Origin of the sequence: Bradyrhizobium vignae, assembly GCF_004114425.1 — a bacterium.
GTDB lineage: Bacteria > Pseudomonadota > Alphaproteobacteria > Rhizobiales > Xanthobacteraceae > Bradyrhizobium > Bradyrhizobium vignae.
In genome coordinates this window covers 108,081-131,382 of the sequence record NZ_RDQF01000012.1, presented here as the reverse complement: position 1 = coordinate 131,382, position 23,302 = coordinate 108,081, and the positions used below count along the sequence as shown (strand labels likewise).

Genomic DNA, 23,302 nt, shown 5'->3' with positions numbered 1-23,302 from the left:
AGTTGATTCATGTTGCGCTGCGGAACGTTCAAGAAGCCGGCGTATTGGAATTCGTGCCCATTTGCCGGCATCGCGGCCGGCGGCTCTCGAGTCTCCCAGGGGAAACATTGATGACCGCAACTGCCCAGACGCTGCGCCCGCCATCCCGCACCCTGATGTTTCTGGAGGGGCGGGCGATCCACGAGTTCGGCGCATTCCTCGGCGCGCTGCCGCTCCTGAGCCTCGCGCCGCGCGGCGACGGACATCCGGTGCTGGTGCTGCCTGGCCTCGTGGCTTCCGATGCGTCGACGCGCGCGCTGCGCGCGTTTCTGGCGAGCAAGGGCTATGCGGTGAGCGGCTGGCGTCAGGGCCGCAATTACGGCCTGCGTCCGGGCGTTCAGCACGCGATGGTGGATCTGGTCCAGGAGCTGAGCGACCAGCACGGCCGCAAGATCAGCCTGGTGGGCTGGAGCCTCGGCGGCCTCTATGCGCGCCAGCTCGCCAAGATGATGCCGGAGCGCGTGCGCCAGGTGATCACGCTCGGCAGCCCCTTCGCGGGCGATCCGCGCTCGACCAACGCTTGGCGCGTCTATGAATGGGCGAGCGGCCGCAAGGCCGACGAGGTCGATCCGCAGTTCGGAGGCGAGCTCGCCGTTCCGCCGCCGGTGCCGACCACCGCCATCTTCAGCCGCACCGACGGCGTCTGCGCCTGGCAGGGCTGCATGGAAAAGACTGGTGCGCAGACAGAGAGCATCGAGGTCGAGAGCAGCCATTGCGGCATGGGCCATCATCCGGCCGTGGTTTATGCGGTCGCCGATCGCCTCGCACAGAAGGAAGGCCAGTGGCGCCCCTTCGACCGCAGCGGCTGGCGCAGCCTCGCCTATCCCGATCCGCACAGGTAGCTTCTTCGCCTCTCCCCGCGCACGGCCGCGCACGGGGAGACGGAGAACCGGCGCGCCTCGCGCGGCATTGTCGCACCCGCACCAAACGCGCTATGCCTCGCGCATGGCGCATCCGCTCTCCCGCATCATCGACCAGCTCAAGCGCGAGCCGTCGCGCACCGGCTCCATCGTCATCACCGTGTTCGGCGATGCCATCGTGCCACGCGGCGGCTCCGTATGGCTCGGTACGCTGCTCGAATTCTTCGAAGGCCTGGACATCGATAGCGGCGTCGTCCGCACGGCGGTGTCGCGCCTCGCGGCCGACGGCTGGCTGACGCGCGAGAAGGTCGGCCGCAACAGTTTTTATCGCTTGGCCGACAAGGGCCGGCAGACGTTTGAAGCGGCCACGCGCCACATCTACGATCCGCCGCCGTCCGACTGGACCGGACGCTTCGAGCTGCTGCTGATCGGCAATGGCGAGGACCGCGACGCCTCGCGCGAGGCACTACGCAATGCCGGCTTCGGCAGTCCGCTGCCGGGTGTATGGGTCGCACCGTCGGGCGTGCCGGTGCCGGATGAGGCTGGGGGCGCCATCCGTCTCGAAGTCTCGGCGGAGGACGACAGCGGACGTCGCCTGCTGAGCGCGAGCTGGCCGCTCGATCGTACCGCGGATGCCTACCTGAAATTCATGAAGACGTTCGAGCCGCTGCGCGCCCAGATCGCGCGCGGTACGGTTCTGTCCGAGGCCGACGCTTTCACCGCACGGATCCTGCTGATCCACTACTACCGCCGCGTCGTGCTGCGCGACCCGCTATTGCCCGAAAGCCTGCTACCGCCGGATTGGCCCGGCCGGGCGGCTCGCAAACTCTGCGGCGAGATTTATCGCGCGCTCCTCGTTCCATCGGAACAATGGCTCGACGGCCATGGAACCAACGAGAGGGGGGCATTACCACCCGCGAGAAAGGCGCTGGAACGGAGGTTCGGCACCTGATCTTTATGTTACAAAAATATCTTGCATGAACTAGCTTCTGTTATATATTCTTCCCCAACAAACGGGAGGATGCGCATGTATACTCAGGCGCTGAACACGGCCGAGACCGACGATCGCGGTCTTGAGGACGCCGCCAGGGCTGCGCAGTTCCAGGCACGCATCGATGCCGAGGAGCGCATCGAGCCGAACGACTGGATGCCGGCGGCCTATCGCAAGACGCTGACGCGCCAGATCTCCCAGCATGCCCATTCCGAAATCGTCGGCATGCTGCCCGAAGGCAATTGGATCACGCGCGCGCCGACCTTGCGCCGCAAGGCCGCGCTGCTCGCCAAGGTGCAGGACGAGTGTGGGCACGGGCTCTATCTCTACGCCGCCGCCGAAACGCTCGGCTCCTCGCGTGAAGAGCTGGTCGACGCGATGCTCGCGGGAAAAGCCAAATATTCCTCGATCTTCAACTATCCGACGCTGACCTGGGCGGACATCGGCACGATCGGCTGGCTGGTCGACGGCGCCGCGATCATGAACCAGATTCCGCTGTGCCGCTGTTCCTACGGCCCCTATGCGCGCGCGATGATACGCGTCTGCAAGGAGGAGTCGTTCCACCAGCGCCAGGGCTACGAGATCATGCTGACGCTCTGCCGCGGCTCCGACGAGCAGAGGGCGATGGCGCAGGATGCGCTGAATCGCTGGTGGTGGCCGGTGCTGATGATGTTCGGTCCGCCCGATGCCACGAGCCAGCACAGCGACGCCTCGACGAAATGGAAGATCAAACGCTTCTCCAACGACGAGCTGCGCCAGAAATTCGTCGATGCGACCGTGCCGCAGGCGCAGTATCTCGGCCTCACCATTCCCGACGCCGGCATGACGCAGGATGCCGACGGGCACTGGCGCTACAGCGAGATCGACTGGACCGAATTCAAGCAGGTGCTTGCGGGCAACGGCCCTTGCAACCGCGACCGCATGGCCGCACGCCGCAAGGCGCATGAGGAGGGTGCCTGGGTGCGCGAGGCGGCAGCCAGCTATGCCGCCAAGCGCGCGCAGCGTCAGACTGCGCAAGCCGCGGAGTAGGGAGATCAATATGGCCACGCCGAACACGCCGCTGTGGGAAGTCTTCATTCGCAGCCGCAACGGGCTCGCGCACAAGCATGTCGGCTCGCTCCATGCGAGCGATGCCACCATGGCGCTGCAAGCCGCTCGCGACATCTACACCCGGCGCGGCGAGGGCCTGTCGATCTGGGTCGTGCCCTCGACCGCGATCACCGCGAGCGATCCGGCCGAGAAGGGCATGATGTTTGAGCCGGCGGAGTCCAAGATCTACCGACATCCGACGTTCTATGAGGTGCCGGAAGAAGTGGGGCACATGTGATGGCAGTCGCCAACATCCAGGTCTCCGAAACGCCACTTGTGCTCTACGCACTGCGCCGCGCCGACGATGCGCTGATCCTTGGCCACAGGCTGTCGGAATGGTGCGGACACGCGCCGATGCTGGAAGAGGACATGGCGCTGTCCAACATTGCGCTCGACCTCATCGGCCAGGCGCGGGAGCTCTACGGCTATGCCGCGAAGGTCGAGGGCAAGGACAATGACGAGGACAAGCTCGCCTATTTGCGCGACGTACGGCAGTATCGGAACCTGCTGCTGGTCGAGCAGCCCAATGGAGACTTTGCCCAAACCCTTGTGCGCCAATTCTTCTATTCCGCCTTCACCGATCTCTACTGGCGCGCGATGATGAATTCGCGCGATGCAACGCTGGCGGCGATTGCCGCCAAATCGGAAAAGGAGAGCGCCTATCATTTGCGCCATGCCTCGGAATGGATCATCCGGCTCGGCGACGGCACGGCCGAGAGCCACGCCCGCGCGCAAGGAGCGATCGAACACCTCTGGGCCTTCACCGGCGAGATGTTCGCCGTTGACGACGGCGAGCGCAGCCTGATTGACGCCGGCATCGCCGTCGATCCCGCGACCTTGCGCGGTCGCTGGTTGAAGACGCTGTCGGATGTCGCCAATGAGGCCACGCTTGCACTGCCGCAGAACGACTGGATGCAGCAAGGTGGCCGCTCCGGCCGCCACAGTGAGCATCTGGGCCATCTCTTGTCCGAGCTGCAATCAATGCAGCGCATCTTCCCGGGGCTGACATGGTGACGGTGCTCGACAGCGAGCTGCGCCAGCGCGCCTGGGACGCCGTCGCGAGCGTGGTCGATCCCGAAATCCCGGTGTTGACCATCGCCGATCTCGGCGTGCTGCGTGATGTCGTTCTCGACGGTGACCAAGTGGAGGTCGCGATCACGCCGACCTATTCGGGTTGCCCGGCGATGAACATGATCGCGCTCGAAATCGAGCTTGCGCTGGAGCGCGCCGGCTTCCATCAGCCCAAGGTGCGCACCGTGTTGTCCCCGGCCTGGACCACGGACTGGATGAGCGAGGAAGGCCGCCGCAAGCTGCGCGCCTACGGCATCGCGCCGCCACAAGCCTCGAGCTCACGCCGTGCGCTATTCGGCGAGCAGGCGGTCGCGTGTCCGCAATGCGGCTCCGATAAAACCGAGCTGCTGTCCGAGTTCGGCTCGACCTCCTGCAAGGCGCTGTGGCGCTGCATGTCCTGCCGCGAACCGTTCGATTACTTCAAGTGTCATTGAGGCGCACGATGCCAGTCCCATCGTCATTGCGAGCGCAGCGAAGCAATCCAGACTACCCCTGCGGAAGCAGTCTGGATTTGCTTCGTCGCAAGGGCTCCTCGCAATGGCGGCGGTGACACCAAGCCAGGGTATTTCTGATGCCATCAGCCGCACCGCGCTTCCACCGCCTGACCGTCAACGATCTCCGCCGCGAGGCGTCCGACGCCATCTCGATGACGTTTGCCATTCCCGGCGAGCTCGCCGGCGACTACGCGTTCATGCCCGGCCAGTACCTCACGCTTCGCACCACGCTCGACGGCGAAGAAGTGCGCCGCTCCTATTCCATCTGCTCCGGCCCTGACGACGGGGAGATCCGCATCGCCGTGAAGAAGATCGATGGCGGCGCGTTTTCGAGCTGGGCCGCGGATGAATTGAAGTGCGGCGATGAGCTCGACGTGATGACGCCGACCGGGCGTTTTGGTGTGGTCCCGCCTGCAGATCGCGCGCGCATCCATGTCGGCTTCGCCGCCGGCTCCGGCATCACGCCGATCCTGTCGATCGTGAAGGGCGTGCTCGCACGCGAGCCCGACAGCCGCTTCTTCCTGTTCTACGGCAACCGCACCACCGACAACATCATGTTTCTCGAGGCGCTCGAGGAGCTGAAGGATCGGTTCATCGATCGTCTCTCGATCTTCCACGTCATCTCCGGCGAGGAGCAGGACATTCCGATCCTGCATGGCCGGCTCGATGGCGACAAGGTGAGGGTGCTGCTCCGCTCGCTGGTGTCGGCGGAAAGCGTCGATCATGTCTTCATCTGCGGTCCCCTTGGCATGAGCGAGGAGATCGAGGCGACCTGCCGCGATCTCGGCGTCGCGGACGAGCGCATCCACGTCGAGCGCTTCGTCTCCGAATTCGGCGGCAAGCCGCGGCCGAAGAAGGTGCTTGCGCCAGACGCGCCGCCGAAGGCGATCGCCTCGCTGATCATCGACGGCAAGCGTCGCGACGTGCCGGTCGCCGAGGATGAGGCGATCCTCGATGCCGCGCTGCGCGCCGGTGTCGATCTGCCCTTCGCCTGCAAGGGCGGCATGTGCTCGACCTGCCGCGCCAAGCTGGTCGAGGGCGAGGCGCCGATGGACATCAACTATTCGCTGGAACCGTGGGAGCTCAAGGCCGGCTTCGTCCTGACTTGCCAAGCCAAGCCATCGTCGGAGCGGGTCGTGGTCGATTATGATCATGTCTGATCGGCAGATCAGACCCGATGAATGCAAATGCGTCGCATTATTTGACAGCTTGCGGCAACCAGCAGAACATCATGAGCAAACGTCTGGCCCCGGGAGAAGCGCGTGAACGTCAAAGCCGCCCTGTCGCCTGAGGATATTGCCCGCGCCTGTGCCGAGGCGATGTGGGCCGAGGACGATGCCTCCAAGGGCCTCGGCATGGAGATCGTCGAAATCGGCCCGGGCTTTGCGACGCTCGCCATGACGGTGCGGCCGGACATGGTCAACGGCCAGCGCATCGCCCATGGCGGCTTCATCTTCACGCTGGCCGATTCCGCCTTTGCGTTTGCCTGCAACTCGCACAATGAGCGCGTGGTGGCCGCGCAAGGCCAGATCACCTTCATCAAGCCCGGCAGGCTTGGCGACCGACTCGTCGCTAAGGCGCGGGAGATCACCCGCGGCGGCCGCTCCGGCATCTACGACGTGCGTGTCACCGTGGGCGACACCGTTATCGCGGAATTCCGCGGGCATTCGCGTGTCATTCCCGGCACGTGGCTGCCGCAGCAAGACAAATAAAATGAACAAACCAATGTGGGGAAACGAGGATGGCTCTGACGAAACTCAAGGAAGGTGCCAGCACTTATAGTGCCGAGATGGACGCGCAGGAGCGTGCCTCGCGCGACGAGATCATGGCGTTGCAGACGCAGCGACTGGCCTGGTCGCTGAAGCATGCCTACGACAATGTCGCGCATTATCGCAAAGCCTTCGACAAGGCCGGCGTGCATCCGTCCGATTTTCACGAGCTGTCCGATCTCGCAAAATTTCCGTTCACGGTGAAGACGGACCTGCGCGACAACTATCCCTTCAACATGTTCGCCGTACCGCGCGAAAAGCTGGTGCGTGTGCATGCCTCCTCCGGCACCACGGGCAAGCCGATCGTGGTCGGCTATACCCAACGCGACATCGACACCTGGTCCGAGGTGATGGCGCGCTCGATCCGTGCGGCGGGCGGCCGCACCGGCATGATCATCCACAACGCCTATGGCTACGGCCTCTTCACCGGCGGGTTAGGGGTGCACTACGGCGCGGAAAGGCTCGGCTGCACGGTGGTGCCGATCTCCGGCGGCATGACCGAGCGGCAGGTGCAGCTCATCAACGATTTCAGGCCCGATATCATCACGGTGACGCCGAGCTACATGCTGGCGATTCTCGACGAGTTCAAACGCCAGAAGCTCGATCCCCGCCAGTGCTCGCTCAAGATCGGCATCTTTGGCGCCGAGCCCTGGACCAACGCGATGCGCGCCGAGATCGAGGATGCCTTCGACATGGATGCGACCGACATCTACGGCCTCTCAGAGGTGATCGGCCCCGGCGTCGCACAGGAGTGCATCGAGACCAAGGACGGCCTGCACATCTGGGAGGATCATTTCTATCCCGAAGTGATCGATCCCCAGACCGGTGCGGTGCTGCCGGACGGCGAGAAGGGCGAGCTCGTGTTCACCTCGCTCACCAAGGAAGCCTTTCCTGTGATCCGCTATCGCACGCGCGACCTGACGCGGCTGCTACCGGGGACGGCGCGGCCGGGCATGCGGCGGATGGAGAAGGTGACGGGCCGCTCGGACGACATGATCATCCTGCGCGGCGTCAACCTGTTCCCGACCCAGATCGAGGAAGTGCTGCTCGCGACCGACTGGTGCTGCGGCCACTTCATCCTCGAGCTCACCCGCGAAGGCCGCATGGACGAGCTCACCATCATCGCCGAGGCGCGGCCCGAAAGCTGGGACGGAAGGGGTCTCGTCGATCAAGCGGATCGGATCTCGACCCATATCAAGAACACCATCGGCATCAGTTCGAAGGTCCAGGTGGTCGCGCCGGCCACGCTGGAGCGCTCGCTGGGCAAGGCCAAACGGCTCTACGACAAGCGGCCCAAGGACTGACGGATTGACTTGACCGGCGCCAGAGGCGACAAGGCCCGCGAGAAATCGCGGGTCTTTTCATGTCACCAGCCGATGCCAGGACGGTCGAAGCGCGCTGCGTGCGCCTCAACGCCAAAGCTGAAAGCGCCGCTGTGCTTGCCCCTGTGGTCGAGCGTCAGACGCTTGCGCGCGGGCCGAACGATCTTCTGGTCGAGGTGAAGGCCGCTGCGGTCAATCCGTCCGACGTCAAGGCTGCGACCGGGCTGATGCCCTATGCCGTGTTCCCCCGGACCCCCGGCCGTGACTATGCCGGCGTGGTGATCGACGGGCCCGCCGGGACGATCGGCCGCGAGGTGTTCGGCTCTTCCGGCGATCTCGGCATCCGCCGCGACGGCACCCACGCCAGCCATCTCGTGGTCGACGCCGATGCGGTCGTGGAGAAACCCAGGGCGGTGTCGTGGGAAGAGGCCGCCGGCGTCGGCGTGCCCTTCGTCACCGCGATGGAAGGTTTTCGCCGCGCAGGTGTGCCGAAGAGCGGCGAGACCGTGCTGGTGTTCGGCGTCAACGGCAAGGTCGGCCAGGCCGCGGTGCAGATCGCGACCTGGCAGGGCGCGCGCGTCATCGGAGTGGTGCGCAAGGCGGAACCCTATGAAGGTCACGCCCGTGCGCCCATCGAGGTGATTGACGCCTCCGCCTCCGACGTCGCCGCGCGCGTGCGCGAATTGACCGGCGGCAAGGGCGCCGACATCGTCTTCAATACGGTCGGCGATCCCTATTTCCAAGCGGCGCACAAGTCACTCGCCTTGCGCGGCCGCCAGATCCTGATCGCCGCGATCGACCGCATCGTGCAGTTCAACATCCTCGAATTCTACCGGGGACAGCACACTTATGTCGGCATCGACACGCTCGGCCTGTCCTCCGCCGCCACAGGCGCGGTGCTGCGCGACCTCGGGCCCGGCTTTGCGAGCGGCCATCTGAAACCGTTCCCGATCAAGACGAATGCGGTCTATCCACTGGAGCGCGCGAAAGAAGCGTATGTTGCGGTCGCCGGCTCGTCGCGAGATCGCGTGATCCTGAAGCCATAACACACCGTCATTGCGAGCGTACCGAAGCAATCCAGAAATGCACCCGCGGAGACAGGCTGGATTGCTTCGCTGCGCTCGCAATGACGGAGAACGTCGAGAGATCTGAGAACAATCGATGGAAGCTGCCCAGCTCGTCATCCTCGCCGGCCTCGTCATCGGCCTCGTCTACGGTGTCGCCGGCCTGCTCAGCGGCTTCTGCCTGATGAGCAGTATGCGCGGCTTTCTGACGGATGGCGACGGGCGGCTGGTGCGGACCTACGCGCTGGCGATCGCTGTCGCGATCGTCGCGAGCCAGTTCCTCGCCGGCAACGGCTTGGTCGATTTCGGTAAGTCGATCTATTTGCAGCAATCCTTTTCCGCCCCAGTGCTCTTCCTTGGTGGCCTGCTGTTCGGCTACGGCATGGTGCTGTCGAATGGCTGCGGCTCGCGGGCCCTGGTGCTGCTCGGCCGCGGCAATCTCCGCTCCTCCGTCGTCGTGATCGTTCTTGCGATTGCCGCGCAGATGACGCTCAAGGGCCTGATCGCGCCGGCGCGTATCGCGCTGGTCCAGGCTTCGCAAATGACCGTCAGCGCAAATTCGCTGCCGTCCTTGCTGAGGATGATCGGTGTCACGGAATCGCTGTCGCGCGCGCTTGCCGCCGCCGCGACCGTCATCGCGCTCGTCCTGTTCGCCTTCGCGCACCCGGCGTTCCGCCGTTCGCCGGGGCAGATCGCGGCAGGTGGCATTGTGGGACTGCTCGTTGCCGCCGGCTGGTACGTCACCGGCTATCTCGGCGCCGACGACTTCAATCCAGTCCCAGTGACCTCGCTCACCTTCGTCGCGCCGATCGCTGATAGCCTGCAATACGCCATGCTCTCGACCGGGCTGACGCCGAACTTCGGCGTTGCGACGGTTGCCGGCGTCTTCGCCGGTAGTCTGGTGACGGCGCTCGCTACCGGTCGCTTCAAGCTCGAAGGCTACTCCTCACCACGCCACATGCTGCGCTCGGGCACCGGGGCTGCGCTAATGGGGATCGGCGGCGTGATGGCGTTCGGCTGCTCGATCGGTCAGGGGCTCACGGGCGTCTCGACGCTCGCTCTTGGCTCCTTCGTCGCGGTTGCCGGCATCCTGCTCGGCACCGCGGCGGGCCTGCGCGGAAGCTTGCGCGTTCAGCCGCTCGCAGTGGCCTGACTGCGCAACAACCGATCGCCTAGCGTCGCAAGACCGATGCCGGTGACGATCAGTCCGGCCGCGACCGCAAGGCTCGCGTCGATCGGCTCACTCAGGAGGATCGCGGCACTGGCGATGCCGACCAGCGGCGTTCCTGTGGTGCCCAGCGCCGTCGTCAGCACCGAGATGCTCTTGTTGACCATTGACATCGCCCAATAGGCCAGCGCCGTCCCGATCAGGCCGGAATACAGGAACAGCAGGGCGAGCCTCCACGACCATTCCACGTGCGGCAGGCCATCCGTGACCAGCGCCGATCCTGTCAGCACGATCGTCGCGACCAGCACCTGCCAGATCAGGAGCTGGAGCGGCGACGCGATCCAGCGGTGCGCGCGGATATAGATGATGTTGGCGGCCCACGAGATCGCGGCCAGGATGACCATGCCGGCGCCGAGCACGACGTTCGCATTGGCCCAGTCAATGGACGTAGGGTTCAGGATCACGGCAAGGCCGATCAGCCCGAGCAGGGCGCCGGCGAGCTTTGGCGCGGTCAGCGTATCCTTCCCCAGTAGCGGCGCGGCGATCGCGACCCAAAGCGGCGTGGTGTAACCGAGCACGATGGCCTTGCTCGCGGGCAGGAAGCGCACACCAGCCGCAACCAGGACCGAGAACAGCGTCATGTGCAACAGCGCCACGCTCAGGACGACAGGAATGTCGCGCCGCTCCGGGATGACCATATTGTTGCTGAGGCCAAGGATCACGAACAATCCAGCCAGCGCGATCCAGCTCCGGATCGCCGACGTCCATAGGGGTGGAAGGAATTGGACGAGCTGCTTCGTCACCGACCAGTTCACGCCCCAGGCCAGCACGACGATGAGGAACAGGCCGACGGCGGCGCGAGGCGACAGCGAATTCATCTGGAGGTCCTTGAAGCAATCCAGCTCGGCGCATAGCATCTCATCTGGCACTTGAAAAAGGACCAGATGGGAGAAAAACAAGGTGCCAGTTTCGGAAGAAGTGATCCCGGCTCTGATCGACTTGAAACGGTCGGACGACGAGGGGCTGATGGCGCAGCTGACGAGCCAGCTTAGAGAGCTGATCGCGAGCGGCCGCCTCGGTAAAGGCCGCATGCTGCCATCCAGCCGTCGGCTCGCGCGCGATCTCGGCGTCTCCCGGAACACCGTCACCTATGCGTTCGAGCAGCTTGCTGCCGAAGGATATGTCGAGGCCTCGCACGGCCGCCGTCCGGTGGTCGCGGTCGACGGCCACGAGCATATCGAACGGACCGGCACCGCTACGTCGAGCGTACGTTCTGCCAGGCCGCGGCTCTCCCCCTGGGCTTCGGGGCTGAAGCAGACCGACTGGCCGATGTCCTATCAGGCGCAGCTGAAGCCGTTGCGTCCGGGGCACGCCGATTTCAGGGAGTTTCCGAACGAGGTCTGGGCGCGCTGTCTGCGCCGCAGTGCCGTAGGTGCGGCCAAGCGCGGGCTCGGATCAGTGAATCGAACACGCCTGTGCGAGGCGCTGGCGCATTATCTCGTCACCAGCAGAGGCGTTCGCGCCACGGCGGAGCAGATCATGATCCTGCCGAGCGCGCAGGCCGCACTAACCTTGATCGCGGCAGCGCTGATTTCGCCCGGCGACGACGTCTGGGTCGAGGATCCCGGTTATCCCGGTGCCGCGGCCGCCTTCCGGGCCTCCGGCGCGCGCGTCACCGGTATCGGTCTGGACGAGCAGGGCATGCAACCGATGCGGGGCCGTGCGGCGCCAAAGCTGATCTTCATGACACCCTCGCATCAGCATCCGACCGGGCGGCTGATGTCGCTGGCGCGCCGTACCGAATTTCTTGGCCTGAGCAGGCCCGGCAAGACCTGGATTGTCGAGGACGATTACGACGGCGAATTCCATTATGACAGCCGGCCGGTGCCGGCCTTGCAAGGGCTCGATGCCCACGGTCGCGTGTTCTATGTCGGCACCTTCTCGAAGGTGATGACGTCGGATATCCGGCTCGGCTATCTCGTCGCGCCCCCGGCGTTGGTCAGCACGCTGGAGATCGCGCAGCGGCACATCGGGCTGATCGCGTCCAGCCACATTCAGGAGGCGCTGGCCGAATTCATCGCCGACGGCCATTTCCTCGCGCATTTGCGCCGGATGCGCCGGCTCTATCGCGCGCGCCGCGATCACCTTGTCGAGGAACTGGAGCGGCAGCTGGGCGGGATGCTCTCGGTCGAAGTGCCTCCGGGCGGCATCCAGCTCATTGCCCGTCTCCAGCGCGGTCGCACTGATCGGGCGGTAAAGCGGTTGGTCGCGGCGGGCGTCGAAACGCGCGCCTTGTCGAGTCTGGCGCTCGGTCAGCCGCGCGATCACGGCCTGCTGCTCGGCTTCGCGGCCTGGCGCGAAAGCGAGATCAGCGCGGCCGTGCGGACGATGGCGTCGTGCTTGTAGCGACGGCGTGCTAGTCCGCGGACTTCGTCACGATGCGGATCTCCGATGTCAGCGTGCGGTGCACCGGGCACTTGTCGGCGATCTCCATCAGCTTCTTGCGCTGCTCGGCATCGAGCGCGCCATCCATCGCGATGTCGCGTTCGATCTGGTCGAGCATGCCCTCGCGTGTCTCGCACTCGGCACAATCCTTGGCGTAGATCTTCGAATGTTTCAGCATAACCGTGACGCGGTCGAGCGGCAGCGATTTGCGGTCGGCATAAAGGCGCATGGTCATGGAGGTGCAGGCGCCGAGGCCGGCGAGCAGGAAATCATAGGGGCCGGGGCCGGCATCCTCGCCGCCGGCCGCGACCGGCTCGTCCGCCACCAGATGATGCGGGCCGATGGTGATGATCTGGTTGAACTTGCTCTTGCGCGTCTCCTGCACCACAACCCGGCGCGGCGCCTCAGGGAGATCGACCACCTTGGCGGGCTTTGCGATCTCGATATAGCGGCTCGCCCAGGCGGCGATGACGTCGGCCGCGTAGAGCGCGTCAGTGGGCTTCGTCAGCAGATGATCGGCATGATCTAGCGAGACGAAGCTCTTGGGATGCCTGGCCGCAACGAAGATCTTCGTCGCGTTGTCGATACTGACGGTATCGTCGACCGGCGAGTGCATCACCAGCAGCGCCTTGTGCAGGCCGGTGACGTCCTTCATCAGCTCGTGCTCGACGATGTCGTCGAGGAATTCACGCCTGATCCGGAATGGGCGGCCCGCAAGCGACACTTCGATCTCGCCCTGCGTGCGGATGTTGTCGATATGCTCTTTGAACAGATTGGTGACGTGGGCGGGATCGGAGGGCGCCGCAATGGTCGCGACCGCCTTGGCTTCGGGAATTCGTCCTGCAGCCGCGAGGATCGCTGCGCCGCCGAGGCTGTGGCCGATCAGGATCGACGGCGCCCTGCGGGCACTGCGCAGATGATCGGCGGCCCGGACGAGATCGGCGACATTGGAGGAAAAGGTCGAATTGGCGAAATCGCCTTCGCTGGAGCCGAGACCGGTGAAGTCGAAGCGCAGCACCGCGATGCCCCTGGCCGCCAGTGCCACAGAAATCCGCTTGGCCGCCAGCGTGTCCTTGCCGCATGTGAAGCAGTGCGCGAACAGCGCGAAAGCTGCGGGCTCGCCGTCGGGCAGCTCCAGCGCGGCCGCGAGCTGATGGCCGCCTTCGCCAGTGAATTGAAAGCGCTCCGTCGGCATGGGCTTCCCCCGTTCTTGCTTGAACCTAATCCCCCGAGTAGCGCTGCTCGGCCCAGGGATCGCCGCGGTTATGATAGCCGCGGACTTCCCAGAAGCCCGGCGCATCCTCGGTCAGGAATTCGATGGCCTGCAGCCATTTCGCGCTCTTCCAGAAATACAGATGCGGCACGACCAGCCGCACGGGGCCGCCATGCTCCTCCGTGAGCGGCTGGCCGGACCAGCTGTGGGCGAGCAGCGCGTCCTCGGCGGCAAAGTCCTCCAGCGCGAGATTGGTGGTGTAACCGTCATAGGAATGCAGCACGACGAAGCGCGCATCCTCGCGCGGCTGGCAGGCCGCGAGCAGCTCACGCGTCGCGAGCCCCTCCCACTCATTGTCGTAGCGCGACCAGGTCGTCACGCAGTGGATATCGGAGGTGAAGCGGGCCTGTTTCTGCGCGGTGAATTCGTCGAAGGCCCAAAACACGGGACGCTCGACCGCGCCGTAGACGTCCAGCCGCCAACGTTCGCGCGACACCGGCGGCACGACGCCGAGATCAAGCACCGGCCAGTCTTTGGTCAGATGCTGGCCGGGCGGCAGCCGCTGATCGTCCGGGCGCGTAATCTTGCCGGTGAGGAACCGGCCCTCGCGCGCCCATCTCTCCTTGGTGCGCGTCAGCTTGCTGTCGGATGGCGTCTCGTCGGTCATGGCCTACTCGTGGCGATGCATTGCGGAGGCGTGTTTCGTGTCGCGCATGGTGGAATAGATGATCAGCGACAGGCAGATGATGCCGGCAAGATAGAAATAGAACCAGTCCTCGTGCCCGATGCTCTTGAAGTAGAGCGCGATCGCCGGCGCCGTGCCGCCGAAGATCGAGACCGTGATCGCATAGGGCAGGCCGACGCCGAGCGCGCGGACATTGGTGGGAAACAGCTCGGCCTTCACCACCGCGTTGATCGAGGTGTAGCCGGCGACGAACAGCCAGGCGCAGCAGATCAGGATGAAGGCCATGAAGGGCGACTTGGTCTCCTTCAGGGTCATCAGCAGCGGAACGGTCGCGAGCGTGCCGGCGATACCGAAGAAGATCAGCAGCGGCTTGCGGCCGATCTTGTCGGAGATCGCGCCGTAGATCGGCTGCAGGATGGTCGCGAAGATCAGCGAGCCGAAGATCACGAACGTGGTCTGATCCTCAGTCAGCCCGACCGAGAGCTTGACGAAAGTCTGCATGTAGGTGGTGAAGGTGTAGAACGCCGCGGTGCCGCCGGCGGTGAGGCCGACGACCAGCAAGAGCTCGCGCGGATAGCGCAGCAGATTGGTGATCGAGCCGGTCGGCTTCACCACCTTCTTGGCCTCCTCGAACGCCTCGGTCTCGTGCAGGCCGCGCCGCATCACCGCGGCGAAGATCGCGAGCCCCGCGCCGATCGCGAACGGGATGCGCCAACCCCAGGCCTTCAGCTCCTCCGGCGTCAGGAAGACCTTTTGCAGGAGCAGCAGCACGATAATCGCCGTGAGCTGGCCGCCGATCAAGGTGACGTACTGGAAGCTGGAATAGAAGCCGCGATGCTTGGGGTCGGCGACCTCGCTGAGATACGTGGCGCTGGCGCCGTATTCGCCGCCGAGGCTCAGGCCCTCGATGACACGGGCGAGGGCCAGGATGACAGGCGCGGCAAAGCCGATCGTGGCATAGGTCGGCGTCAGCGCGATGATCAGCGAGCCGAAGCACATGAAGACGACGGACAGCGTCAGGGAGATGCGCCGGCCGAAATGGTCGGCGAGATAGCCGAAGAACCAGCCGCCGAGGGGACGCATCAGGAAGGTCGCCGCGAACACCACGGCGGCGTTCAATTGCTGCACGACAGGATCGTTACCGGGGAAGAAGGCAGGGGCGAAGTAGAGCGCAAACGCCGTATAGGCGTAGAAATCGTACCATTCGACGAGGTTGCCGACGGAGCCGATGAAGATCGCCTTGATCCGCCGCTCGGCGTCGGCGACGTCAAAATGCTCAGAGGCCGGCTTGGTTGCTTGCACTGTCACGTCCGGCCTCTCCGTATCTCTGCTGGAGGGGCCTACATCGCCTTTCCGAGCAGAAATGGCAACTGGCGGGGGCCTCTCACCGTGCCCTGTGACCAGGTCACGGTGCCTGCCGGATCCAGCCGGAAGTCCGGAATCCGCTTCAGCCATTCCTCCAGCGCAACCTGCATTTCCATGCGCGCCAGGTTGGAACCGACACAACGGTGAATGCCGAGGCCGAAGGCCGCGTGCCGATTCTCGCGGCGGTCGATCACGACTTTGTCAGCGTCCGGAAACATTTTGGGGTCGCGGTTCGCGGCCGGAAAGGACAGCAGCACCATGTTGCCCGGCTTGACCGGACAGCCTGAAATCGTCGTCTCCTTGACCACCTCGCGCGCCATCGTCACCGGGGAATAGGCGCGCAGCAGCTCCTCCACCGCGGTCGGGATCAGCCCGGGCTCGGCGATCAGCCGCTCGCGATCGGCGGGCGTTTTCGCAAGATGCCAGAGCGAGGAGCCGATCGCGCTCCAGGTGGTGTCGATGCCGGCGATCAGCAGCAGGCGCAACGACCCCAGCACGTGAGTGTCCTCGAGCGGATTGCCGTCCTTGTCCCTGGCATTCATCAGGTAGGAGATCAGGTCGTCGGTGGGCTTGTTCTTGCGCGCTTCGATGTGGCCGCTGAAATAGGCGCTCATCTCCTGCACGGCCTGGAGCAGCTTACTCTCATCCGTGATGCCGAGCTCCAGGATCATGTGGATCCAGTTGATGAAGAGCTCGCTGTCGCTCTCGGGAATGCCGAGCATGTGCGCGATCGCGCGCACCGGAATGTGCTTCGTGTAGCGCGCCGCAGCGTCCACGCTCTTCTCGGCAATGAAGTCGTCGATCAGCTCGTTGCAGATGGCGCGGACCCGCGGCTCGAGCTTCTTCATCGCGTCCGGCGTGAACGGCGGCAGCAGCAATTGCTTGGCCGGCTTGTGCACGGGCGGATCGGAGGTGATGGGCGGAGCGGCGTTCTTGCTGGTGATTTCCGGCCGCACGTCACGGACGATGATGCGGCGGGAGGAGAAATGCTCGGTATCGTTGGCGATCTCGCGCACCGCCTCATAGGTCGTCGGCAGGTAGCAGCCGAGGAAGCGTTGCGTGTGCACGACCGGACTCGCGGCGCGCAGCTCGTCCCAGATCGGGAACGGGTTCTCCGTCCATTGTGGGTCGGTGTGGTCGAAATCATGGACCCAGTCGGTCACGGGCGGATGGGCGGCGGGCTGGTTGACGTCGGACATGGCAGGCAATCCCTTGGCTCGTGTTCGCTGAAAGCACGCGGGGCGGTCGCGGCCGCGCTACTCCTCGATCACATCGATCGCGATTTCCGGGCAGTTGGATTTCGCCAGCCAGGCCTTGTCCTCGAGCCCCGGCGGCACGCTGCCGTCGCCGGTTTCGTGCGCGTTGCCATATTCGTCCAGCTCGAAAAGTTCCGGCGCGAGTGCATTGCAGCGGGCATGGCCTTGGCATTTGTCGGGATCGACGTGGACCTTCAATCGCTCTGCCATTGCGGCTCCCTTGGTCGTGCGCGCAGAGCCCGAAGGCGGCGCGTTTCCTCACCTGAATTCTATTTAAGTTATATCCTATTACATTCGCGATGGACTTCCCCTGTCAAGCGCAAACTTATAGCGGACAGTCTCGCAAATCGTGCGAAAACGTCACCAAATGTCGCGAAAGTTTCCAAACCCGACGAGATCGACTTGGAACCTGTCGTCAAGCCGTTCAAGTCCGGCGGTGCCGCCACCTGGTTGCTCACCGAGATTGATCCCGGACGATTACACCGTTGCCTGGGCCCTTCGCGATCTTGGCATAGGCTTCCCCGAGTTTGGCACCGTCAGCCTGACGGAGCTCGCAGCCTTTCGCGGGCGATCAGAGTCGGGATCGAACGCGATCTTCACGGGCACGCGGGCCGATCTCGGCTGACGTTCAAATCGCCAGTAAAGCGTTGGATCGAGCATCAGGTTTCCCGGTTTCCCCAACGGTCTTTCCCAGGCTCAATCACCCGTTGGTCCGCCAGTTGCAGCCGCAAGCTGGCGGACCTGTCCTTTAAAGATCTCTCAGGCGCCGGGCCGCTGTCCCAACCAGCCTGGGCTCGGCTCGCCTCTCACTTCGCCAAAGTAGATCGCAAAGGTTTGGCGCCACCTTTCGACCAAGGCTCGATCTTCCATGAAGCGTGGAAACTCGGCGAAATTGGAGTTTGCATAGTCCCAAACCGGCTTCAGGCCGCCTTGCGGCTGCACGTCCGTGCGAACGGACCAGCCGTTATAGGCCTTGCGCTGGTTCTCCTCCGAGATCTGGCAATTCATGTACAGCTTGGCAGCAGCCTTGTGAGGTGCCTCCTTGAGGATCGCGGCTCGTTGCCCCCAAGCAAGGAATGGATGTCCGTCCGCGATGGCCCATTTCACCGGCGCGTTGGCCGGTGTCGTCAGCGATCCGGATCCGCCGAGACCGAGGATGATGATGATGTCCCGACCCCGGCGCTTCATCTCAGCGGCAAGCCCGCTGATCTTCAGGATCTCCGACACGCCGATCGACGAAAGGCGGCGGGAGGGGCGGAATAATGCCGAGCTGTGAAGAGGCGCGTTCATCTATCTTTTCTTTACGCCACGTCGAACTTGACGCCCTGCGCGAGCGGCAATGTGCGGCCGAAATTGATCGTATTGGTCGCGCGGCGCATGTAAGCCTTCCAGGCATCCGAGCCCGACTCGCGTCCACCGCCGGTTTCCTTCTCGCCTCCGAAGGCGCCGCCGATTTCGGCGCCGGATGGGCCGATATTGACATTGGCAATGCCGCAATCCGATCCGCGCGCCGACAGGAACGCTTCGGCCTCGCGAAGGTCGTTGGTGAAGATCGAGGACGAGAGTCCCTGCGGCACTGCGTTGTGCAGGTCGAGCACCGCATTGAAGTCGCGGTATTTGATCACGTAGAGAATGGGCGCGAAGGTTTCGTGCACGACCGGGCCAGTCTGTTCTGAGATCTCGACCAGCGCCGGGCGAACATAATACGCCTCATCGGCGCCGTCGGCGAAAACGCGCTCGCCGCCGAACACCTTGGCGCCCGCGGCGCGCGCCTCGCTCAGTGCCTTCTGCATCGAGGCGAAGGCTGCGGCGTCGATCAGCGGACCGACCAGGGTGCCGTCCTTGAGCGGGTCGCCAATGGTGACGGATTCATAGGCGCGCTTCAGTCGCGGCACGAACGTGTCATAGACGCTTTCGTGGACGAAGAGGCGTCGCAGCGTCGTGCAGCGCTGGCCTGCCGTGCCCATGGCGGCAAATGCGACGCCGCGCAGGGTCAGGTCGAGGTCAGCAGTCGGCGCGACAATTGCGGCGTTGTTGCCGCCGAGTTCGAGAATCGCGCGGGCAAAGCGTTTCGCGAGGCGCGGTCCGACGATACGCCCCATCGCCGTCGAGCCGGTTGCCGACACCAGCGGGACCTTGGCGTGATCGACAAGAATTTCGCCGATCTCGCGGCCGCCGAAGAGAACGGTGGACAGAGCGTCCGGCGCCTTGCCGCCTTCCGCCTTGAAGCGCGCGAGTGCGCGATCGAACAGTGCTTCCGTCGCAAGGGCCGTCAGCGGCGTCTTCTCGGACGGCTTCCAGACGATGCTGTTGCCGCAAATCAGCGCCAGCGCCGCGTTCCAGGACCATACGGCAACGGGGAAGTTGAACGCCGAGATGATCCCGGTGACGCCGAGCGGATGCCAGCTTTCCATCATCCGGTGGTCGCTGCGCTCCGTCGCGATGGTCAGGCCATAGAGCTGGCGCGACAGACCCACCGCGAAATCGCAGATATCGATCATCTCCTGGACCTCGCCGAGGCCCTCGGAGGCAATCTTGCCGGCCTCGATCGACACGAGCCTGCCGAGCGCCTGCTTGTTGGCGCGCAACTCCTCGCCGAGCAGGCGGACGAGCTCGCCGCGCTTCGGCGCTGGCACCAGTCGCCATTCGAGGAAGGCCGCATGCGCCTTGTCGATTGCCGCCTGTGCATCGGCGGCGCCGATCTCGTTGACATGGCCCGTGATCTCGCCGGTGATCGGCGATCGTGCGATCAGCTTGCCGCCGGTGTACCGGCTGCGCTTGACGCCGAGCGAGATCAGGAGCGCGTCTGCCTCGCCCGCCAGGGAATTGATGGCGCGAGTTGAAGTCTGGGTCGTGGTCGTCATGGCGGTTTTCTCTTGGACGTTTGAAAGGCGGTTCGATTAGGCCATCGCGCGGCGTGCGAGGTGCGGTGATCCGAGCTGGACCAGAGCTTGCTCCAGGGAATCCCTTTCCGCCCGCGCGTAAAGCTCCATCTCGTCGTAAACCTTGGCACCGAGGGCGGCTTCGAACGCAGTCCGGTTGGAACGCGCGGCGTAGTTCTGCTGCTGGTCGGCGCCGAGATTCGACTGGAAGATTCCTGCCGCGCTGACAGGGAGGAAATCCTCGTAGACGATCGGATCGTAGTGCAGAAAGCCCGCAGACACCAAATCCTCGAGGCTGGATGGCGGAGCGTGCCGCCTGCATGCCTCAATGCCTGCTTGCGTCGCCAAATAGCGGAAGAAGGCGAGCCCCTGCGAGCGAAGCTTCGACCAATCGTCCGGAAACGCTTTGAATTGATCGGCCAATTCGGTATCGTAGTCGCGCGCGGTCGCGCCCGCCTGCCGCACGGAGGCGAGCAATCGGTCGTAGAGCTCGCGGCCTTTGGGAGTGAGAGCGGCACCGCGCTGCTCGATCTCACCGAAGCGGGCCGTATGCGTCCCGGCGACCTTTGTGGCGTTTGCCTGTCTGAACAGCATGGGCTCTTCGAGCGCCTTGAAGCTGGTCTGGCGCAGCAGGATCGGGCAGTCGCGGCGCGGCGGCCCTTCGATCACGGCCTTCGGCGCAATGCCGCGTCGTGGCATCCCGGCCTGGACGGCATCGATGTCCAGCGTGCGCGGTGTCAGATGGTTGATGTGAGGCCCTCTGAAGCTCACCACGTCGGCGATCAGCCGATGCGTGTCATGCAGCCGCTTGTAGACCTCAAGGCTCACTGTCGCTTCGCTATGCCAACGGAAGGTGTCGAGCGCTTCGCGCACGAACTCCTCCGCCTGCGCGACGGTCAGGTGACCTTCCGTCTCGAAAATGTTCACGAGCTCGAGTGCGCGCGGCGTAAAGATGCGGCGCTCACCAAGGATTCGCTCCGCCTGGGCGCGAAGGGTCTCATCCTCGATCAGGTCGAGGCGCAGCAGCGAGGTGAATACCCGGAACGGGTTGCGCCGGAGAGCGGCATCGTCGATCGGCCGAAAGGCCGTGGCATGGACGGGCACGCCGGCCACCGACAGGTCATAATAGCCGACCGGGTGCATGCCCATCACCGCAAAGACGCGACGCATGTCGAACAATTCGTCCGCCCGCCCGAGGCGAATGGCGCAGTGACGCTCGACGTCTAACCGCTCGAGTTCATCACTTCGCTCGAGGCTCGCACGAAGCTCCTCGTGCTGGCGCAACGTTTCGCGATTGGTGTCGTTGACGAGTTCCATCAGGGTGCCGTATTGCGGCACTTCGACCCGGTACATGTCCGACATGGCGCGGGAGAACAGAGTGCGGATCTCGTCCGCGTCCGCGCGCAGCGCTGGCATCAAAATCTCCATCGACGGCGGATCGGCCGTCCTCGTTGGCTAGATCCAAGGATCATGCAGTTTCATCATGATCCTGGCGATTAGACCTTGCCTATTCGGCTAGTTCAAACGATGTTTAATCAGAAGATCATTCTAAAACGGAATGAAGAGGGATGATCTGCGCGCGCCTTGACCAGACGGGCGCTGCGCGCACGCGGCGGCGCGCGAGACGGCGCTTGGGCGGCGCCGATGTCGCGACCCGACTCGCCGCGCAGACCCGCGAGTCGCGGCCGCTGACGATTGTGGATTAAGGCGGCCGCGGGCTGCCAACAGAAAACAATAAGCGAGGGGAGAGAACCGATGCCGATCGCGCGAAGGAATTTATGGGCAATACTGCTGGTGGCTGCGACTTGCCAGATGACATCGGCATCCGCCGAGCCGATGGCTTGTGACGACGGCATCAAGGCTGCCTTCCATCCCGACGAGATCACGACGGTGATCGCGGTCCGCCAAGTCAAGAAGGGTGAGGAGTTGTTGGCGCCCGATGCGCCGAAGCCGATCACGGCGGCAGCCGATCTTTGCCTCGTGAAGCTGCTGGTCGGTCCCGGCGTCACGGCTGAGAAAGACAAGACCGCGCCGTCTTATTCAGAAGGTATCGGCATCGAAGTCTGGCTGCCAACGCAGGGTAACTGGAATGAGCGCATCCGCAACTATGGCGGCGGCGGCTGGGTCGGCGGCGGCCATCGCTACCCCGACAAGATCGGCAGCAAGGTGCCGGCGATCGTCAATGCCAATATCGGATATGCCTCCGGAACAACGGATGCGGGCCAGCCCTGGTATCAGGACGGCTCGTTCGCCTTCCTCTCCGACGGCAAGGTCAACGTCGAGGGCCTGCGCGACTTCGCGGTGCGGGCGATGGTCGAGCAGGCGGTCAAGACCAAAGCGCTGGTCAATCTCTACTACGGCAAGGTGCCGAAATTCGTCTACTACGATGGACACTCGCAGGGCGGCCGCCAGGGCCTGAAGATCCTGCAGGAGTATCCCGAGCTCTATGACGGCTACATGATTGCGCAGCCTGCGCTGAACATCGCGAAGTTCGGCACCACCAGCCTCTATCCGCAGATCGTGATGAAGACCGAGCTGGGCTTCACAGCAATCAACAAGCCAGAGGCCGCCGCTTTCGCCGCCAAGGTCGAGGCAGCCAATAAGCGCGCTGTTGCGACCTGCGACAAGGCCGGCCTCGGCTTCCTGCTTGATCCCTTCGCCTGCGACTACAATCCCGCGCGTGACGCGGTGCTGCTTTGTGCGGGCGAAGCGGGCGACGGCGTCACCGGCAGCAATGGCGACACGGCGGCCTGCATGAGCGCGAAGGAAGCGGGTGCGCTCAATAAGATCTGGTACGGGGCGACCCGCGATGGCAGCGTCGATCCGGCTCAGACGGCGGAAGCCCGTAGCGGTAAAGCGCTCGGCGTGAAGCAGCTGTGGTGGACTTTTACCAAGGGCACGTCGATCTCGATGCAGATCACGAGCGCGTCGACTGACAATTTTGCGCTCGGCATGCAGGACGTCAGCTACGCCGCCGATGCCAGCGCGACGTCAGCCATTCCGATCACCAACACCTCGACCGCCAAGCGTAACCGCTGGCTCGAGCTCGACTATGCCGACCTCGCCGCTGGCGTCGACAAGAACGTCGCGCTGCAGCCCACGCTGTTCAGCAATCTGATCACTGACAAGACGGATCTCTCCAAGCTGCGCGATCTCGGCCGCAAGGTGATCGTGTGGAGCGGACTTGCGGATGATGCGATCCCGCCGGCCGGCAACGTCAACTATCACGAGCGCGTGCTTGCTGCGATGGGCGGCGATGCCGAGGTCTCAAAATTCATGCGGATGTATCTGGTGCCGGGGGTCGCGCATTCCTCGCAGGGTCGCTCGTACACCGTGACCGGCAAGAACGACGCCGTGCCGCTGCCGAAGCTGCCAGGCAACGCCAACCAAACGCCGACCCGCGACAAGGACCAGTTCTTCTCCGCATTGACCGATTGGGTCGAGAAGGGAGTCGCGCCGGGCGAGATCACGTTGACCTCGCGCGATGGCAGTGTGAGCTATCCAGTCTGCGTCTATCCCCAGCGGACGACGTGGGATGGCCACGGCCCGGCGACGCAGTCTTCTAGCTTCAGCTGCCGCTAGTCCCTGA

The 23,302-nt window shown here is 64.4% G+C and carries 23 protein-coding genes and 1 pseudogene; 15 read left to right on the top strand and 9 right to left on the bottom strand.

The features are described 5' to 3' along the window. Window positions 1-110: 110 nt before the first annotated feature. The 11 genes from EAV90_RS13240 (at window position 111) to EAV90_RS13190 (ending at window position 9,852) form a co-directional block, all read left to right on the top strand. A complete protein-coding gene (locus EAV90_RS13240) occupies window positions 111-881 on the top strand; it encodes an esterase/lipase family protein (RefSeq protein WP_129143577.1) in 771 nt (256 codons plus the stop codon). A gap of 103 nt (window positions 882-984) precedes the next feature. Next, window positions 985-1,851, top strand: a complete 867-nt coding sequence (paaX, locus tag EAV90_RS13235) for a phenylacetic acid degradation operon negative regulatory protein PaaX (RefSeq protein WP_122404304.1) — start codon at window positions 985-987, stop codon at window positions 1,849-1,851. A 75-nt stretch (window positions 1,852-1,926) separates the two neighbouring features. Further along, a complete protein-coding gene (gene paaA, locus EAV90_RS13230) occupies window positions 1,927-2,919 on the top strand; it encodes a 1,2-phenylacetyl-CoA epoxidase subunit PaaA (RefSeq protein WP_164936897.1) in 993 nt (330 codons plus the stop codon). Window positions 2,920-2,929: 10 nt separating this feature from the next. Continuing rightward, on the top strand, window positions 2,930-3,217 hold the full coding sequence (paaB, locus tag EAV90_RS13225) for a 1,2-phenylacetyl-CoA epoxidase subunit PaaB (RefSeq protein ID WP_008136594.1): 288 nt from the start codon (window positions 2,930-2,932) through the stop codon (window positions 3,215-3,217). Further along, window positions 3,217-3,993 (top strand): 1,2-phenylacetyl-CoA epoxidase subunit PaaC, encoded by a 777-nt coding sequence (gene paaC / locus EAV90_RS13220; RefSeq protein ID WP_164936896.1) that lies wholly within the window; start codon window positions 3,217-3,219, stop codon window positions 3,991-3,993. The genes paaB and paaC overlap by 1 nt, the downstream gene beginning before the upstream one ends. After that, window positions 3,987-4,484 carry a 1,2-phenylacetyl-CoA epoxidase subunit PaaD gene (gene paaD, locus EAV90_RS13215; protein ID WP_129143574.1) on the top strand — a complete coding sequence of 166 codons (498 nt, stop codon included), beginning with the start codon at window positions 3,987-3,989 and terminating at the stop codon, window positions 4,482-4,484. The genes paaC and paaD overlap by 7 nt, the downstream gene beginning before the upstream one ends. 137 nt (window positions 4,485-4,621) lie before the next feature. After that, window positions 4,622-5,704, top strand: a complete 1,083-nt coding sequence (paaE, locus tag EAV90_RS13210; protein WP_129143573.1) for a 1,2-phenylacetyl-CoA epoxidase subunit PaaE — start codon at window positions 4,622-4,624, stop codon at window positions 5,702-5,704. A gap of 102 nt (window positions 5,705-5,806) precedes the next feature. Beyond that, the gene (paaI, locus tag EAV90_RS13205) at window positions 5,807-6,256 is read left to right on the top strand and encodes a hydroxyphenylacetyl-CoA thioesterase PaaI (protein ID WP_122404299.1); all 450 of its coding nucleotides are present in this window, start codon (window positions 5,807-5,809) and stop codon (window positions 6,254-6,256) included. A gap of 29 nt (window positions 6,257-6,285) precedes the next feature. Then, window positions 6,286-7,617 carry a phenylacetate--CoA ligase PaaK gene (gene paaK, locus EAV90_RS13200; RefSeq protein ID WP_129143572.1) on the top strand — a complete coding sequence of 444 codons (1,332 nt, stop codon included), beginning with the start codon at window positions 6,286-6,288 and terminating at the stop codon, window positions 7,615-7,617. A 59-nt stretch (window positions 7,618-7,676) separates the two neighbouring features. Further along, complete coding sequence (locus EAV90_RS13195) at window positions 7,677-8,681, top strand: quinone oxidoreductase family protein (RefSeq protein WP_129143571.1); 1,005 nt, start codon at window positions 7,677-7,679, stop codon at window positions 8,679-8,681. 115 nt (window positions 8,682-8,796) lie between these two features. Further along, complete coding sequence (locus EAV90_RS13190) at window positions 8,797-9,852, top strand: YeeE/YedE family protein (protein ID WP_129143570.1); 1,056 nt, start codon at window positions 8,797-8,799, stop codon at window positions 9,850-9,852. Here EAV90_RS13190 and EAV90_RS13185 read toward each other — a convergent pair. Continuing rightward, window positions 9,831-10,745 (bottom strand): DMT family transporter, encoded by a 915-nt coding sequence (locus tag EAV90_RS13185; RefSeq protein ID WP_129143569.1) that lies wholly within the window; start codon window positions 10,743-10,745, stop codon window positions 9,831-9,833. The genes EAV90_RS13190 and EAV90_RS13185 overlap by 22 nt on opposite strands. An 82-nt stretch (window positions 10,746-10,827) precedes the next feature. Between EAV90_RS13185 and pdxR the strand changes: the two genes are divergently transcribed. After that, entirely contained in the window at window positions 10,828-12,273 is a 1,446-nt protein-coding gene (pdxR, locus tag EAV90_RS13180; protein WP_129143568.1) for a MocR-like pyridoxine biosynthesis transcription factor PdxR, read from the top strand. A gap of 10 nt (window positions 12,274-12,283) precedes the next feature. Here the strand turns inward: pdxR and EAV90_RS13175 are convergent, their stop codons facing one another. Genes EAV90_RS13175 through EAV90_RS13155 form a run of 5 tightly spaced genes read right to left on the bottom strand, consistent with a single transcriptional unit; the run spans window position 12,284 to window position 17,041 of the window. Next, a complete protein-coding gene (locus EAV90_RS13175; RefSeq protein WP_129143567.1) occupies window positions 12,284-13,507 on the bottom strand; it encodes a bifunctional alpha/beta hydrolase/OsmC family protein in 1,224 nt (407 codons plus the stop codon). A gap of 25 nt (window positions 13,508-13,532) precedes the next feature. Then, window positions 13,533-14,192, bottom strand: coding sequence for a sulfite oxidase-like oxidoreductase (locus EAV90_RS13170; protein WP_122404294.1), 660 nt, complete (start codon window positions 14,190-14,192; stop codon window positions 13,533-13,535). Window positions 14,193-14,195: 3 nt separating this feature from the next. Continuing rightward, window positions 14,196-15,518, bottom strand: a complete 1,323-nt coding sequence (locus tag EAV90_RS13165) for an MFS transporter (protein WP_122404293.1) — start codon at window positions 15,516-15,518, stop codon at window positions 14,196-14,198. Window positions 15,519-15,550: 32 nt separating this feature from the next. Then, a complete protein-coding gene (locus tag EAV90_RS13160; RefSeq protein WP_129143566.1) occupies window positions 15,551-16,774 on the bottom strand; it encodes a cytochrome P450 in 1,224 nt (407 codons plus the stop codon). Window positions 16,775-16,831: 57 nt separating this feature from the next. Continuing rightward, window positions 16,832-17,041, bottom strand: coding sequence for a ferredoxin (locus EAV90_RS13155; protein WP_129143565.1), 210 nt, complete (start codon window positions 17,039-17,041; stop codon window positions 16,832-16,834). Between EAV90_RS13155 and EAV90_RS41660 the strand changes: the two are divergent. Then, window positions 16,991-17,293 (top strand): annotated as a pseudogene (locus EAV90_RS41660) (DUF2958 domain-containing protein); the annotation flags it as partial. The gene EAV90_RS13155 and the pseudogene EAV90_RS41660 sit on opposite strands and share 51 nt — an antisense overlap. Then, window positions 17,199-17,456 (top strand): DUF2958 domain-containing protein, encoded by a 258-nt coding sequence (locus tag EAV90_RS40485; RefSeq protein ID WP_245509497.1) that lies wholly within the window; start codon window positions 17,199-17,201, stop codon window positions 17,454-17,456. The pseudogene EAV90_RS41660 and the gene EAV90_RS40485, both read left to right, overlap by 95 nt. Before the next feature lie 134 nt (window positions 17,457-17,590). Here EAV90_RS40485 and EAV90_RS40480 read toward each other — a convergent pair whose 3' ends face one another. Genes EAV90_RS40480 through hglS form a run of 3 tightly spaced genes read right to left on the bottom strand, consistent with a single transcriptional unit; the run spans window position 17,591 to window position 21,129 of the window. After that, window positions 17,591-18,121 (bottom strand): hypothetical protein, encoded by a 531-nt coding sequence (locus tag EAV90_RS40480; RefSeq protein ID WP_164936892.1) that lies wholly within the window; start codon window positions 18,119-18,121, stop codon window positions 17,591-17,593. 11 nt (window positions 18,122-18,132) lie between these two features. Next, on the bottom strand, window positions 18,133-19,695 hold the full coding sequence (gene amaB, locus EAV90_RS13145) for an L-piperidine-6-carboxylate dehydrogenase (RefSeq protein ID WP_122404288.1): 1,563 nt from the start codon (window positions 19,693-19,695) through the stop codon (window positions 18,133-18,135). Between the two features lie 36 nt (window positions 19,696-19,731). Then, window positions 19,732-21,129, bottom strand: coding sequence for a 2-oxoadipate dioxygenase/decarboxylase HglS (gene hglS / locus EAV90_RS13140; protein ID WP_129143564.1), 1,398 nt, complete (start codon window positions 21,127-21,129; stop codon window positions 19,732-19,734). Window positions 21,130-21,525: 396 nt separating this feature from the next. Between hglS and EAV90_RS13135 the strand changes: the two genes are divergently transcribed. Then, on the top strand, window positions 21,526-23,295 hold the full coding sequence (locus tag EAV90_RS13135) for a tannase/feruloyl esterase family alpha/beta hydrolase (protein WP_164936895.1): 1,770 nt from the start codon (window positions 21,526-21,528) through the stop codon (window positions 23,293-23,295). The last annotated feature ends 7 nt before the right edge of the window (window positions 23,296-23,302 follow it).